We start from the raw sequence: 15,170 nt of genomic DNA, 5'->3' as shown, positions 1-15,170 counted from the left end.
CGGCTCGCAGACAGTCTCTGCGTCCGGGGCTTTTATTAACTCTCTCTAAGCAACAGCGGTCCTAAGAACACTTGACATCGCAGTCATTCAGAACGATAACTTTTAAACTTCAATCTGCTCAATCCTTGATCTTGTCCCACGGTGTGGAGCGGTCATAATACGTATCGCACAGCTTGAACTCGCTGTCCTTGAAGAAACAGCCGCGGTCTTCCATCGTGTCGCGCACCGTCATTTTGGCCAGGTCCATCATGTTATGATCCCGGCTGAGATGCGCGAGATAGGCGCGCTTGGTGTCGCCTGTCATCAGCTCGCTGAGCGCGTCGCCGGCAGACTCGTTGGAGAGATGGCCCATATCGCCGAGAATACGGCGTTTGGTGTTCCAGGGATAGCGTCCCATGCGCAGCAGCTCGATATCATGATTGGCTTCCATGACCAGCACATCAGAGCCCTCGACCGCTCTTTTCACCTTATCGCTGACATAACCGAGATCGGTCGCTACACCCAGCTTCTCATCTCCATCATAGAAGCAGTAGCCTACCGGCTCTGCCGCATCATGCGAGATCTCGAACGGCTCCACCCGAAGGGTGCCGAAGTCCTTCACCTCATGACTTTGCAGCACGATCCGGTTCTCCTCGGCGATCTTGCCGATGGACCGGTTCATGGCTTCCCATGTTTTTTCATTCGCATAGATGGGGAGATTGTACTTCCTGGCCACCGCACCGAGTCCTTTAATATGATCCGAGTGCTCGTGGGTGATCAGAATGCCGTCAATCTCCTCGCCCGACATATCCCGCTCCTTCAGCAGCTCATCAATCCGCCGTGCACTAAGCCCGGCATCGATCAGCAGTGTCGTGTCCTCATTACGGACAACAGTAGCGTTGCCCGTCGAGCCGCTCGACAGCACGGAAAAAGATATCGCCATGACTGATTACTCCTTTGCTTGATCGCTTTTATCACTCTTCGGGGTGAATACGTCCCCGCTTATACCCTGCAGATAAATCATCTCGCCGTTATCCAGCGTAAACCGCCAGGCTGGCGCCGCCAATTCCACTTCCGTATCGAACATCTGGCCATAATACCCGAGCTGGATGTCCTTCACCGCAGACCGGGGCGGAATCACATTCCGCTCAATCAGCGTACCGAGCGCTTTGGAGGCAGACAGCACCTTCTGCTCCTCCACATCCCCTGTGGGCTTGATGTCCAGCACCGGTTCCCGGAAATATTCAATCTTCTGGCTCTGATGAAACAGCTCCAGGTCCACATTAAACAGCGGCCATTTGCCGTTCACCAGCGGACGGTACACAAAGGCATCCTCCCGGTCGGACTGGGGATCATGGCGGTATTGATCCAGGTTGGGAATCTCATCGCCAATCGCATTTTGCAGGTCCTTAAATTCACCGTAAATGAGCCTGGTGTCCACGGCCTGGGTCAGCTTGACCGGGTCCCCCTGTGCATCCGGCCTGTAGGTGTATGAAATTTTGGGCAGCTGCGGCGTCTCGACCGGAATCGGACTGAGCACCTGAATCCGGTTGTCCTCCATCAGCCGCTGTGTGGCCACGGATAGAGCAGTGAAATCAGGGCTTGCTCCGGCCTGATCGCGCAGATCCATCCACAGCTGATAGCCCAGCACCAGATTTAACAGCAAAAACGCATATATGAGCACATTTTTGGCTCGTCCCCAATCCATTTCTCACCCTCCTGCTCTTATCCGTGTCATATATCTAGAAACTGGTCAGCTCCTTCATTGTTCCATCCTGCAGCACCACGGCCCATACTGGCGTCAGCCGCAGCTGATCCTCCTGCAGGGACGGCCGGTACGCCGGCTGCAGCGCTGTTATGTTAACATTCTCCGGTACGACACCCAGCAGCTCCCGCAGCCTGTCTCCACCCGGCAGATTATAAATCCGCTTCTCCTGCTCCTGCCGCTCTGCATGAAGCAGGGAGCGTTCATAAGAGGTAACGGTACCCTGCTGCAGTTCCATCACCATCAGGCCATAATTCAGACCGGGTGTGTCCAAAATCGGATAACCCCGGTAATACTGCTGAAATTCCACCGCAGTCCGGTCCTGACTTTCCAACGTCCCGCTCAGACGATAGCTCCCATTCCAACCCCCATGCTGATTCACGAAGTTGATGGCGGTCAGCACATCTCGCCCGGGGTTGCTCTCTCCCGACGGCGGTGCCGCGGGATCGGTATAGTTGATAAAGTGCTGGCTCTCGTCGACCTGGAGACTTCGTTTGCCGTCCGTATAAATCTCGGATCCATCACGTTCGCGGATATTTCGGGTAATCCCGGGATCGAAGAACAGACTTCGCTGCATCTGTTCGACGGTATACAGATCGGTCGTCAGCTCCAGGGAGACCATATCCACCGGCTGCTCCGGAATATAGTAGCTTTCGTCCTCACTGAGCGTATAAGGCACCCATTCCTGGCCAAAATCGACCAGCTGCCCGATGTCCTGTACCGTCAGGTCGGCCTGGGCCGCTTCGTACACGACATTTCCTTCGGTGCTGAAGAAGAGCGCATGCACCTTTGGCTCCCCATCCACACTGTACAGCCACATTTTATGGATGCTCTCCCCTTCAAACAGCGAGTCGGGGGAAATCTGCATGACCCGCTGCAGTAGTGTGACTGGAATGCCGGAGCCGAAATTCAGCTCAATGCCCTTGTTTGCAGAACGCAGGGCCGACCAGTCCATATTACTGACCGTACGCCGCTGAAAGCTGTCAAAGGAACGGCCTTTTACCCGGTTATAAATCAGATCATAGAACATTTGACCAGGATAGAACATCGTATGCTTGTCTGCTCCGAGATGCACGACCATATTTTTCGGATAGATCAGGTTTTCCGTCTTCTCTTCCGGTCCCATCTCATCGGTTTCGATATATGAGTTACCAGATTGAACAACAGATTCGCTGCCCGGCAGACGGTAGATGAGAAAATAACTCTGAATCAGGCTGCACAGCACCAGAAAGGCCAAAAACGACGTCTTGATTCTCTCCATCATGCGCTTTCGCCTCCTTCAACGACCAAAGGCAGCGTAAAAGTGACCTTTGTGCCTTTTTCCAGCTCGGATTGAAGGGAAATGCTGCCTCCATGTGCACGGACCATTTCCCGGGCAATGGAGAGTCCAAGGCCGGTCCCACCCATATTTCGGGTTCTTGCTTTATCTACACGGTAGAACCGTTCGAAGATCCGGTCCAGATCCTTCTTCGGAATCCCGATCCCCGTATCGCTTACAGACAGGGACAGCATGCCTTGTTCGGTCAGTGCCGCTTCCATCGTGATGGTTCCTCCATCAGGTGTGTATTTCAGCGCATTCGAAATCAGGTTGTCGAGCACCTGGTCAATCCCGTCACGATCCAGCATCCCCTTCGAAACACCAGCTTTGACGTCAATGATGGCCGTAATCCCTTTTTGCTGCATTTGAAAAGAAAACCGGTCCTCGACATCCTCCAGCATCTCCACAATGTCCACCTGCTGCCTGCGCAGGGCAGCTTCTTTCGAATCCAGGCGGGAGAGATGCAGCAGATCTGTCACCAAGCGGATCATCCGCCCGGTTTCATTCTGGATGACATGGACGAAACGGGGAGCCATCTGGCGATCCTCCAGCGCCCCGTCTTCCAGTGCTTCGGTATAGCTCTTGATGGTGGTCAGCGGCGTGCGCAGTTCATGAGAGACATTCGCCACGAACTCCCGGCGGGAAGCTTCCAGCTTCTCCTGCTCTGTCACATCCTGAAGCACAGCAATGGTACCCGTGATGCCGGTGTCCCGGCGGTGAATCGGGGTAAACGTCACGCGCATCATCAGAGCCGGATCTCCCTCACGCGGCGCAACCTCCAGCAGCTTGGAATCACTGCCTTCTCCTCTGGCCAGTGCCTCGGCTTCCTTATCGTCTAGTCCCAGCAGTGCGGCAATCTCCCGGCCGGCAAGTTCCTCACCCTCGACACCGAGCATTTGACCTGCCCGCCGGTTCATCAGAATGACGCGTCCCGCTTCATCTGTTGCAATAACCCCGTCGCTCATATTGGTCAGAATGGATGCCAGCTTCTCCTTCTCCTCTTCATTCTGGGAGAGAGCTTCCCGCAGACGCCCTGTCATATAATTGAATGCCTGGCTCAGCTGGCCGATTTCATCACTGCCGAACACCGGCGTCTTTTCCGTGAATCGTCCTTCTGCCACCGCCCGCGCATGCTTCGTCAGCTCTTTAATCGGATGGGTGATCGTATGGGACAGGATGACGCCGAGTATGGCCGTGAGTCCCAGCGCAAGCAGAATCCCGGATATAAAAATGTTATTGATCCACTGCATGGTTTCATACAGCTCGCTCATGCTGGCGACAATGTAGATGGCGCCAACGATCTTCCCGTTATGGATGACCGGCTTGGCGACCACCTTCTTCCGGATTCCGTCATCGTCCAGAATATTTTCCTCGTTATCACGGATCCCCTGAAGGGCGCGGCTGACCACGGTCTGCGTATTCTTGTTGCCCACATAATCGGCCTGTGAAGACAGCGATGTCGTCAGCACCCGTCCGGTTGCATCCAGCACCTGAATCTCGGCACCGTCCAGATTGAACAGATTGTTGACCATCACCTGCAGGCTGTCCACCGGGTTTTCTTCGGCATCACTGCCTCCGGCCAGCGTTTTTGCCGCCAGCACCGACATCAGCTCTGCGCGTTCCTGCAAATCGGTCGTGAAATTGCTCGTGAGCGAGTTCTTCATGGCACTGACAAAATAGACGCCGATCAGCTGCATCGCAATCAGGATCAGCAGAACATAAATGATGATCACCTTCGCCTGAATGGTGCGGAAGAAGGAGAGCCACTTCATTACAGTCCTCCGTTTTTCGGACTGCGCATCACATAACCAAGCCCCCGGCGGGTCAAAATATATTCCGGCTTGCTCGGATTTTCTTCAATCTTCTCACGCAGCCGGCGGATGCTGACATCCACAGTCCGGACATCTCCGAAATATTCAAAGCCCCAGACCGCCTGAAGCAGATGCTCTCGGGTCATCACTTTTCCGGCGTTTTTGGCCAGATAATAGACCAGCTCATACTCACGATGAGTTAAATCCAGCGCGTCTCCGCTCTTGTAAACCATATACATATCGGTATCGATGAACAGATCAAACAGACGAAGCCCCTGCTTGTCACCGTTTCCTGCTGCACCATTTGCGTCGTCGGCACCGGTATTCTTGTTCTGGCGGCGCATCTGCGCCTTGACCCGGGCCAGCAGCTCCCGTGTACTGAACGGTTTGGTCACATAATCATCTGCACCGAGCTCCAGACCGAGTACCTTGTCGATCTCTCCGTCCTTGGCGGTCAGCATGATGATCGGTGTCTGCAGGCCGGCGGCACGTATCTCACGGCACACATCCATGCCATCCTTGCCGGGCAGCATCAGATCGAGCAGCATCAAATCCGGACGCCGGGATAATGCCAGCTCAACGGCACTGATCCCGTCAAAGGCGCAGATGACCTCATAGCCTTCCTTTTCCAGATTGAATTTTAAAATATCAGCGATGGGCTGTTCGTCATCCACCACCAGAATGTTTCCCTGCATGTCCCTCTTCACCTCATACCTTTACCTGAACGGTTGATGACCCTATTTTACCATACCTGCTGGTCTCTTACATCCAGTATGGCTGCCAAAACAGCACCTTAACAATAAGAGAACCGCCCCTGTGAAGGAGCGGTTCTCTCTGGTTAAGTTATGATATATAAAACCAATAATGGCTTATGTCGTTTGTCGTAGTGACAGTATAGCACAAGACTATAGATACTGCATAGGGTTTAATTGATTTCCGTTCTTACGAATTTCAAAATGCAGATGAATGCCGGTAGAACGCCCGGTACTGCCCATGATGCCCACCTTGCCGCCTTGGCTGATGGACTGGCCGCTGCGGACCGAAATGCTGCTCAAATGCCCGTAAAGCGTCTGATAACCATCACCATGATCAATGATGACTGCCTTTCCATACGTGCCCTGCGTTCCGGCAAAAATAACTTTGCCTCCCGCTGCAGCCATAATAGTTCGGCCTCCCACCAAATCCACGCCTTCATGCTTCCGGCCCCAGCGAGGCCCGTAGGAGCTGGTGATTCTTGCTCCGCTTACCGGCCAGGTAAACTTCTTGCCGCTGGAGGAAGCAGCCTTGGATGCTGCAGACATGGCGGCCGGAGCAGCTTTCTTCTCCACCTTTGTTCCTTTATATACGACTTCCGGCAGCGAAGGCTGTACAACCTCCTGGCCGATCCACTCTCTGGATACGACCCTGCCGTTTTCCTTGATCACTCTGTATTGAACTTCTTTCACCCCGTCACGGCCGGGACGGACCACCTTGCGTTTGCCCAGTGGAAGTTCATCGCTTTTACGCACCTCAATTTCCGGCTTGCTCGGCATCTTCTCTGTCAGCATTTCCACCGTTTGCACCGTAAGCGGTGCTGTGGGAGACGTCAGTGTCAGTTCGGTGCCGATCTGCACGTATTTCTCCTGCAGTCCGGGGTTGAGCTTCAATACATCCTCACTGTTCATTCCGTGTTCCCTGGCAATGGAGGAGATGGTGTCCCCTTCCTGTACAGTATATCGAACGGGCTTGTCCTTGGCTGTAGTCAGCAGCTCCACCGCAGCTTCCAGATCCAGCACTTTATTGGGATCAGCCTTGGTCGATGATATCGTGAATTCTTCCTTGATCTTAACAGCAGAATCAGAATCTCCTGCCGATGCGCTGACACGCTGGAGCGACATGGAGGATGTCTTGGCCGCCTGTACGGTCTCTGGCTCTGGTGCAAACTTGGCTTTAGCTGCAGCCATCACGGCCTGCGCCGTTTCCTGATCCTTGACGATGGCGATCACTTCTCCGTCCAGCTTCAGCTCCACACCTCGGGCGTAGGCTTTCAGCATACCATCCAGCTTGTCCAGTGTCGCTTCCGGCTGGATATCCGGTTTGTAATCCCGGTCCATCTTCGTCGTGATGCCTTCCGTGAAGAGCACCATATTGGCATCCGGGTACTTCTCTTCATAATACTGCTGCTTGGAAGCAAACAGTTCATCGAGTTGATTGTCATCCTGAATACTTCCGATACTCTCTCCGTTCACATATACGTGATAGAAAGACACCGTGTTGGCATTCACATACTGACGGTTTGCGGTGAAAATGCCTCCGGCCGTCAGCAGTACAGCTGCCGATATATATATGATTTTACGTGATTTCTGCCAGACAGATAAACGAGGTTCTTCACCCGCTGATGTCTTCGTCACCTGGACGCCAGATTCATGAGGGGGCTGCTGCGTTGGTTCGGCGGCTGACCGGCTCTTCAAGCGATGCTTGATGCTCTGATACCACCGCGAATGTTGAAAACCTTTCATGCTTGTCTCCTTTTCCACTGGACAACCTTATGTAAGAAACCGTGATTATTTATAGGTAACGATTGCTTAAAGGTGTCAAAATCTTAACCTTTTTACTCTTCGTTAACTTTAACATAGCGGCAAGAAGGGAAGCAAGTATGTAAAAAACGGCAAAAACCCGCACAGAGCGCGGGTTTTCTTTCCATTTTTCGGATCTATACCAATCAAATGGTGACAAAAGTGTGACAGCAGCATGTCGCCTCTTGGGATTACAGGCTTTATTGCAGCATCTCCATCAGCTTCTGAAACTCTTCCTCACTCAAATATTGGGCAATCCCGCTTTCCATTTCCTTCAGCTCGGAAGCCGTCAATCCGCCCTCCATCGCCGCAGAAATTTTCTGCATTTCCGATTGGGGCAGTTTTCTCATCAGCAGAGTGAAAATTTCTTCCTTTTCTTTCATCGTCAAGCTGCTTTTCTTGCTTCCCAGCTCATCGGGCGTCATCACAATCTCTTCCCCTTCTAGGGAATCGGCGCCGCTGCCCATAACCGGCAGCGCGTTGTCCGGCGGCTCTCCGCTTTCTGCCGTTCCTTTACCCGGATCACTCTCCGATTCCGTATCTCTCACCGGGTTTTCGTTGACCGAGTCATCCTTGCCCTGGCGGGACGCTTCCTTTTCCGATGCTTCTTTCTCGGATGCTTCTTTCTCCGCAGCCGTCGTCCCCTGAACGCCGCCTGCTGCTTGATTGCTGAATATATTGTTCACGATGCCTCCAAATCCCAGTGGCTGGCCTTCCAGCTCAATATTAAAGCTGGCGAGCACCGACTTCAGATAGGCATTGACGACCAGTCCTGTCGTCAGGATCGTCAGTGTGCTGACCAGAACAGCGGTCACGCTGATTTTGAGCAGCCATTTAAGTATTCTCATAATTATTGCTTACCTCCCTTGTGCATACCTTGTCCAAGCCGGAATCTTCCAGCTCTTTATCCAGTATGGACGGCACAAAGCAGGTTCAACCTCTTAAATTGCCCCACAGTATCTTTTTTATCCCGCTCAGCAAAAATAAGCCTGCCGTGTATTACCGGCAGGCTTAATACTTGAAATCTAGGAACAACAGCGATCGAGGGAATATTTTACCTACTTGCTCTTATTCCAGTTCATCATTTCCCTCTATATAGCTACAATCTTTACTCGTAGATCGGACGCACCTGATTCGTTTGCTCGCGATTCCGGCCTACGGAGAAGATGGAAATCGGAATCCCGGTCAGCTCTGCTACACGTTCTACATAGCGGCGGGTGTTCTCAGGAAGATCTTCCAGCGTCTTGGCACTGGTGATATCCTCGCTCCAGCCCGGGAGCTCCTCATAAACCGCTTCACATTCAGCAAGCATGTTCAGGCTTGCCGGGTAATGCGTGATCTCTTCCCCGCGGAACTTGTAAGCGGTACAGATCTTTACGGTTTCCAGACCGCTGAGTACATCCAGCGAGTTCAGGGACAGGCCTGTAATACCGCTGACACGGCGCGCATGGCGAACCACAACGCTGTCGAACCAGCCGACACGGCGGGCGCGGCCGGTAACAGTGCCGTACTCATGGCCTTTTTCACGGACGAAATCGCCGATCTCGTTATTCAGCTCTGTCGGGAATGGTCCGTCGCCTACACGTGTCGTATACGATTTGGCTACACCAATAACCTGCTGAATCTTGGACGGGCCTACACCGGAGCCGATGCATACGCCGCCAGCGGACGGATTCGACGAGGTAACATACGGATATGTACCTTGGTCAAGGTCAAGCATGACGCCCTGCGCGCCTTCAAACAGAACCTTTTTGTCTGCATCAATCGCATCATTCAGTACGACAGACGTATCACGCACATACGGACGAACCTGTTCCGCATACTCCAGATACTGCTTCAGCACTTCCTCAACGTCCAGTGCTTTTCCGCCGTATACCTGGGTAATGACCTGGTTTTTCTCATTCATCATATGACGCAGCTTCAATTCGAATTCCTTCGCGTCCATCAGGTCCGCGATCCGGATGCCGTTACGTGCTGCCTTATCCATATAACAAGGGCCGATGCCTTTGCGGGTTGTACCGATTTTGTTCGGTCCCTTACGGTCTTCTTCCAGCGCATCCAGGATCATGTGATATGGCATGATGACATGGGCACGGTCACTGATGACCAGGTTGTTCGTACTGAATCCGGATTCGTGAATATACTGGATTTCCTGCAGCAGCGCTTCCGGATTGATAACCATACCGTTGCCGATGACACAAATTTTATCTTCATAAAACACGCCGGATGGGATCAGGCTGAGTTTAAATTTCTTGTCTTCAATCAGAATGGTATGGCCGGCGTTATTACCGCCCTGGTAGCGGGCTACCACGTCAGCGCTTTCCGCCAGATAATCCGTGATCTTCCCTTTTCCTTCATCTCCCCATTGCGTTCCCACAACGACTACCGTTGACATATTCATTCCTCCGCTCGGTGATGATTCACCATATATTGTCTCTCATGACTTCTCGATGTACGTTAACATTTCATAGTTGGATATCAGCCTATATTCGTATCTCAGGCACAAAACTGCCGTTAATCTGCCACCGTAAGGCAGCAATATCAGTGTAACAGCCTCTTTTTTTTATGTCAAATAAAAAACGAACAATCGCACATCTTAATGTACGATTGTTCGGAATTGGGACTAGCAGCTACCCGGCGGCAAAAGCGTCGGCATGCGTCCGCTCATAATTGACGAACTTGTTAAAATTCTTTAAAAAGACCAGCTCTACCGTGCCAACAGGACCATTACGCTGTTTGGCGATAATAATCTCGATAATATTCTTCTTCTCGGTCTCCTGATTGTAGTAATCATCCCGGTACAGGAAAGCAACGATATCGGCATCCTGCTCAATCGATCCTGATTCCCGAAGGTCACTCATCATCGGACGCTTGTCCTGACGCTGCTCTACGCCCCGGCTCAACTGGGACAGGGCTATAACAGGCACTTCCAGCTCCCGCGCGATCTGCTTCAGGGTTCTGGAAATCTCCGATACTTCCTGCTGACGATTCTCGCCCGCTTTACCGCGGCCGTGGATCAGCTGCAGGTAGTCAATCAGAATCATCCCCAGCCCTTTCTCTTTCTTCAGTCGCCGGCATTTGGCACGGATATCTGCCACCGTAACGCCTGGCGTATCGTCTATATAAATCTCCGCTTCAGACAGGGCAGCAATGCCCATCGTCAGCTTCGACCAATCTTCATCACCTTTGAAATCACCATTCCGCATCACACCTGCATCCAGGTTCGCCTCAGCACAGATCATCCGCTGTACCAGCTGCGGTGCAGACATCTCCAGACTGAAGATGGCGACCGTCTCCTTGGCGCGAATGGCCACGTTCTGCGCAATATTCAGCGCAAAGGCCGTCTTACCTACAGAAGGACGCGCAGCTACGATAATCAAATCATTGCGCTGGAATCCGCTCGTCATTTTGTCCAGATCGACAAATCCGGAGGGAATTCCGGTTGTGTTTCCGCGGTTCTGATGCAGCACTTCCACCTTCTCGAACACTTCCATCAGAACATCACGTATGGCAATAAAGCCGCTGCCCGATTTGCGGTTCGAGATTTCCAGAATCCGCCGCTCTGCTTCGCTGAGCATACCGGATACGTCTTCTCCGCCCGTATATCCCTCACTGACAATCTGGGTAGCGGTACGGATCAGACGCCGCAGCATCGACTTCTCTTCAATCATTTGAGCGTAATAGTCCACGTTCGCCGCAGTCGGTACGCCATGGGCCAGCTTCGCCAAATAGCTGACGCCGCCGATTTCCTCCAGCTGCCCTTTATCCTGCAGCCGGGAGGTCAAGGTCACGAGATCGATCGGCTGGCTTTCTTCACTCAGCTGCACCATGACCTCATAGATCATCTGATGCGACTTGTCATAGAAATCCTCGCTCTGGACCCGTTCCATCGCCGTAATCAGCGCCTCGCTCTGCAGCAGGACTGCGCCCAGCACCGCCTGTTCAGCTTCGAGATTCTGGGGAGGGACCCGATCGAAATAAGCTTCTCCGCTCATTATTCCTCCGTAATCTGTACCTTGAGCGTCGCCTTGACGTCAGGGTGAAGCTTCACAGTAACCTGGGTAACACCCAGGGAACGGATCGGCTCGCCGAGCTCGATTTTGCGCTTGTCGATCTTCAGCTTCTGTGCTGCCAGCGCTTCGGCAATCTGCTTGCTGGTAACGGCGCCGAACAGACGGCCGCCTTCACCGGCTTTGGTTTTCATCACAATCGTCATCTCTTCCAGCTGTTTACCCAGCGCCAGCGCCTCATCCTTCTCCTGCTGCTTGCGCTTTTCTTCGGAGGCATGCTGCTGCTCTAGTGTTTTCATATTGCCATCTGTTGCCGGACGCGCCACACCGCGCGGGAACAGAAAATTATTCGCGTATCCTTCCGACACTTCCTTGATTTCGCCCTTCTTGCCCTGGCCTTTCATATCTTTAATAAAGATAACCTTCATTCAAACAACCCCTCTTTCGCTTCAATATCGGACAGCACTTCCACGAGCGAGGCTTCCGCCTCTTCCAGTGACGTGTCCAGCTGAACAGCCGCGTTGGTCAAATGACCTCCGCCTCCAAGCCGTTCCATTACCATCTGGACATTCATCCGGCCCATCGACCGGGCACTGATCCCGATCCGTCCGTCGGTTCGTTCACTGATGACAAAGGATGCCTGAACATCCGTCATATTGAGCAGCATGTCAGCTGCCTGTGCAATCAGCAGCTGTGATATCTGCTGACCGGGCTGCGTTACCGCAAGGGCAATATGCCCATATACCATTCTAGCATGTTTTATGATCTCTGCCTTAGCGATAAATTCTGTTAAATCTTCTTTTAACACTCTTTGAATCATGACCGTATCGGCTCCGTGACGGCGGAGAAAGCCCGCAGCTTCGAATGTGCGGGAGCCGGTATGCAGGGCGTAATGCTTCGTATCGACCGTTATCCCGGCCAGGAGCGCTGTCGCCTCCAGCGGGGTCAGCGATACCCGGTCATGGATATACTGCAGCACTTCGGTCACCAGCTCACAGGCTGAGGACGCATAAGGCTCCAGATAGACGAGGACCGCATCGTTAATAAATTCCTCACCGCGGCGGTGATGATCGATGACGACAACACGGCTTGCCTGCTTGACCAGCCGCGGCTCCATTGTCATGGATGCCTTGTGCGTATCGACAACGACCAGCAGCGAGTGTTGAGTCAACATCTGCATAGCCTGTTCCGGTGAGATAAACCGTGAAGACAAGTTCTCGTCCTTCCGGACCTCGTTCATAATCCGCTGAACGGCCGGATTCAGCCCTTCCAGCACGATATAGGCTTCCACCTTATACAGCTGAGCGGCCTTCAGCACGCCGATCGACGCGCCGATAACATCCGTATCCGGCAGCTTATGGCCCATAATGATGACACGGTCGCTTTCCTGCATCAGATCCCGCAGAGCATGGGAGATAACCCGTGCACGCACCCGAGTCCGCTTCTCCACCGCATTGGACTTACCGCCGTAGAACGACAGGCGTTGTCCCGCCTTCACCGCAGCCTGATCGCCGCCGCGGCCCAGTGCCATGTCCAGACTGGACTGAGCCAGCTGTCCCAGCTCCGTTACATCGTCAGCGCCAAAGGCCAGCCCTACACTCAGGGTCAGCGGGACCTTCAGGTCTGCCGTCATTTCCCGGACTTCGTCCAAGATCACAAAGCGGCTGTTCTCCAGTGCATCCAGTGATCTTTTGTTCAGCATCATCAGGAAACGCTCTGAGGACAGTCTGCGCAGGTATACGTTAAACTCACGGGCCCAATCGGTGACCTCACTGCTGACCTTGGCCAGAAGCGCTGTTCGCTGCTGGTCATCCATACCCTGGGTCGCCTCGTCCACGTTATCCATCATCATGATGCCAAGCGCAAGCCGCTCCTCTTCATAGGTCTGGCGAAGAATGACCAGCTCGGTGATCTCATCCAGATAGATCAAGCGTTCTTCCGGAATGATCGTAGCCCCGTAAAACTGTTCACCATGGCGCATTTCCAGCCGTATTTCCCGAGGGAGACTTTCTTTCTTATCTTTCTTTTCCCGAAGCGCTTCGAACAGTTCAGGAAGCAGATCATGCAGAGATACACCGACCAGATGCTGATGAGGAAACATGCCTGCAACAAACTGGTTGCTCCATTCCACGGTCTTATCTTCGCTGTACAGAATGATTCCGAAGGGCAGCGAGCTGACAGCTTCGCCTTCCACTCGCCGAATGCGGAACGACAGCTCACCGATGTATTCCACCAGATCGTGACGGGCTTTCATTTCTGCCTTGAGCATCCCATAACCGCTTGCTAATGCGAGAAACAGACCGATCAGGCCAAGCCAGGTATTATAAACGGAAACGAATATGACGAGCAGGAGCAGAAGCGTGAACGCCCAGACGGTATAATAGCCGTGCCAGCGTTTCTGCAGAAATTTAGGCATGACTGATCACCCTATCTATTGTTTTTACTGAATGCTTGCCGCAGTGGAAACACCAGATCCAGAATACCGATGATGATCATCGGCGGAAACAGCACGATCGGAATCGCCGTCAGCACGGGAATGACGGGATGCCATTTCCGCGTATGTGCCAGAAAGAAGAAAAATCCGAGCGCCTGAATCATGAAACACATCTGCAGCAAAGGCGTTGCATTTACCACAAGGACCTGTATAAACCGGTTACCTGAATCCTGGTTGGCAAAATCAAGAATAACAACCAGCAGATAATACCAGATGAGCGAACGCGGCAGCATCCATTCTCTTGCGGGCTTAAGTGACGGTACAGCGATATCCATACGGTTCAGCGCCGGACGCGCTATAGCGTGTGTAACGACCGTAATCAGAAAAGAGCTGACAATCATGGCAAAAGGGACCATCAGCATCGTCATGCGGCTGAGCGCCTCCGTCTGCTCTGCCGTCCATGTCATTCCGCCGGTAAATCCTCCGCTGACGCCCATCTCTCTCAGCGGGTCTGTCGTTATTTTAACGATCTCATCCACGTATTCATTTAAATTCAATTGGAAAAATGCCGTTGCAACCACGAGCAGAATCAGCAGTTCTGCGAGCAGCGCGGACATCCCGAAACGCAGCACCTTCATGGCAGGGGCACGTTTTCGGTACAAAGACCCCATCACAATACCGGGTATGAGGAAAAAAGCAGCCATCACCAGATAAACAGGATGAATTAACGCAATTGCCAGCCATACCGGTGCGATATGGAGTATGAATGATTTATTATTCAGAGCCGTGAACAGCAAAGCAACCGGCACGACTAGAAGGAAGGCCGTTATCATGGAAAATGGAGTGAGTAACGAGAGCAGCAGGAGCAGATATATAATACTCCAGACTACGGTCGTATAACGCTGTTTCAATAGGTTCACCTCTTACGCAAATGTTCTTGGAGACCAGAAATATCTTGATACCAATCTTCCAGCTGATGTCCTTCCTGTTTATGCTTTTTCAACTTTTCGAGAAGCAGATCATCGAGATCTTTATAGGATACACCCAGTCTGCGGCCCAATATGTAGGAGCTCATGATCAGGCTGGCCAGACTGTCGCCCACCTTCGCCGTACTTCCCTCCCACAGAGCCTTGAACAACCGGGATACGTTGTCGACAACTTCGGTCTTCAGCCACTCAATTACCTTGGCCCGCTTGGCCACATCCAAATCCTTCGGCATATTCGGCAAGTCCCATCTCTCCCTGAAAAAAGCTTTATTCCCGATTATATCACAAAAGAGTGCTGCCTACACAAAGTGC

The 15,170-nt window shown here is 52.7% G+C and carries 13 protein-coding genes; all 13 read right to left on the bottom strand.

What is annotated here, in order from left to right; translation table 11 throughout:
• Positions 1 to 118: 118 nt before the first annotated feature.
• Positions 119 to 922 (bottom strand): MBL fold metallo-hydrolase, encoded by an 804-nt coding sequence (locus HII30_RS00275; protein ID WP_169502930.1) that lies wholly within the window; start codon positions 920 to 922, stop codon positions 119 to 121.
• Between the two features lie 6 nt (positions 923 to 928).
• A complete protein-coding gene (gene yycI, locus HII30_RS00270; protein ID WP_169502929.1) occupies positions 929 to 1,687 on the bottom strand; it encodes a two-component system regulatory protein YycI in 759 nt (252 codons plus the stop codon).
• Between the two features lie 34 nt (positions 1,688 to 1,721).
• Positions 1,722 to 3,008 carry a YycH family regulatory protein gene (locus HII30_RS00265; RefSeq protein ID WP_169502928.1) on the bottom strand — a complete coding sequence of 429 codons (1,287 nt, stop codon included), beginning with the start codon at positions 3,006 to 3,008 and terminating at the stop codon, positions 1,722 to 1,724.
• Entirely contained in the window at positions 3,005 to 4,834 is a 1,830-nt protein-coding gene (gene walK, locus HII30_RS00260; protein ID WP_169502927.1) for a cell wall metabolism sensor histidine kinase WalK, read from the bottom strand. The genes HII30_RS00265 and walK overlap by 4 nt, the downstream gene beginning before the upstream one ends.
• A complete protein-coding gene (gene yycF, locus HII30_RS00255; RefSeq protein ID WP_169502926.1) occupies positions 4,834 to 5,568 on the bottom strand; it encodes a response regulator YycF in 735 nt (244 codons plus the stop codon). The genes walK and yycF overlap by 1 nt, the downstream gene beginning before the upstream one ends.
• A gap of 210 nt (positions 5,569 to 5,778) precedes the next feature.
• Positions 5,779 to 7,371, bottom strand: coding sequence for a M23 family metallopeptidase (locus HII30_RS00250; RefSeq protein ID WP_169502925.1), 1,593 nt, complete (start codon positions 7,369 to 7,371; stop codon positions 5,779 to 5,781).
• 257 nt (positions 7,372 to 7,628) lie between these two features.
• The gene (locus tag HII30_RS00245; protein ID WP_169502924.1) at positions 7,629 to 8,276 is read right to left on the bottom strand and encodes a hypothetical protein; all 648 of its coding nucleotides are present in this window, start codon (positions 8,274 to 8,276) and stop codon (positions 7,629 to 7,631) included.
• Between the two features lie 260 nt (positions 8,277 to 8,536).
• Positions 8,537 to 9,823, bottom strand: a complete 1,287-nt coding sequence (locus tag HII30_RS00240; protein ID WP_169502923.1) for an adenylosuccinate synthase — start codon at positions 9,821 to 9,823, stop codon at positions 8,537 to 8,539.
• A gap of 235 nt (positions 9,824 to 10,058) precedes the next feature.
• Positions 10,059 to 11,423, bottom strand: a complete 1,365-nt coding sequence (gene dnaB, locus HII30_RS00235) for a replicative DNA helicase (protein WP_169502922.1) — start codon at positions 11,421 to 11,423, stop codon at positions 10,059 to 10,061.
• On the bottom strand, positions 11,423 to 11,866 hold the full coding sequence (rplI, locus tag HII30_RS00230; protein WP_169502921.1) for a 50S ribosomal protein L9: 444 nt from the start codon (positions 11,864 to 11,866) through the stop codon (positions 11,423 to 11,425). Before rplI ends, dnaB begins: the two co-directional genes overlap by 1 nt.
• A complete protein-coding gene (locus HII30_RS00225) occupies positions 11,863 to 13,854 on the bottom strand; it encodes a DHH family phosphoesterase (RefSeq protein ID WP_169502920.1) in 1,992 nt (663 codons plus the stop codon). Before HII30_RS00225 ends, rplI begins: the two co-directional genes overlap by 4 nt.
• 11 nt (positions 13,855 to 13,865) lie before the next feature.
• Positions 13,866 to 14,792 (bottom strand): DUF2232 domain-containing protein, encoded by a 927-nt coding sequence (locus HII30_RS00220; protein WP_343045021.1) that lies wholly within the window; start codon positions 14,790 to 14,792, stop codon positions 13,866 to 13,868.
• A complete protein-coding gene (locus HII30_RS00215; RefSeq protein ID WP_211184367.1) occupies positions 14,789 to 15,091 on the bottom strand; it encodes a MazG-like family protein in 303 nt (100 codons plus the stop codon). Before HII30_RS00215 ends, HII30_RS00220 begins: the two co-directional genes overlap by 4 nt.
• Between the last annotated feature and the right edge of the window lie 79 nt (positions 15,092 to 15,170).

Origin of the sequence: Paenibacillus lemnae (genome assembly GCF_012933385.1) — a bacterium.
In the GTDB taxonomy this organism is placed as follows: domain Bacteria; phylum Bacillota; class Bacilli; order Paenibacillales; family Paenibacillaceae; genus Paenibacillus_AQ; species Paenibacillus_AQ lemnae.
Note: the sequence above shows the minus strand (reverse complement) of the source record. Positions and strands in the feature narration are given on the sequence as shown.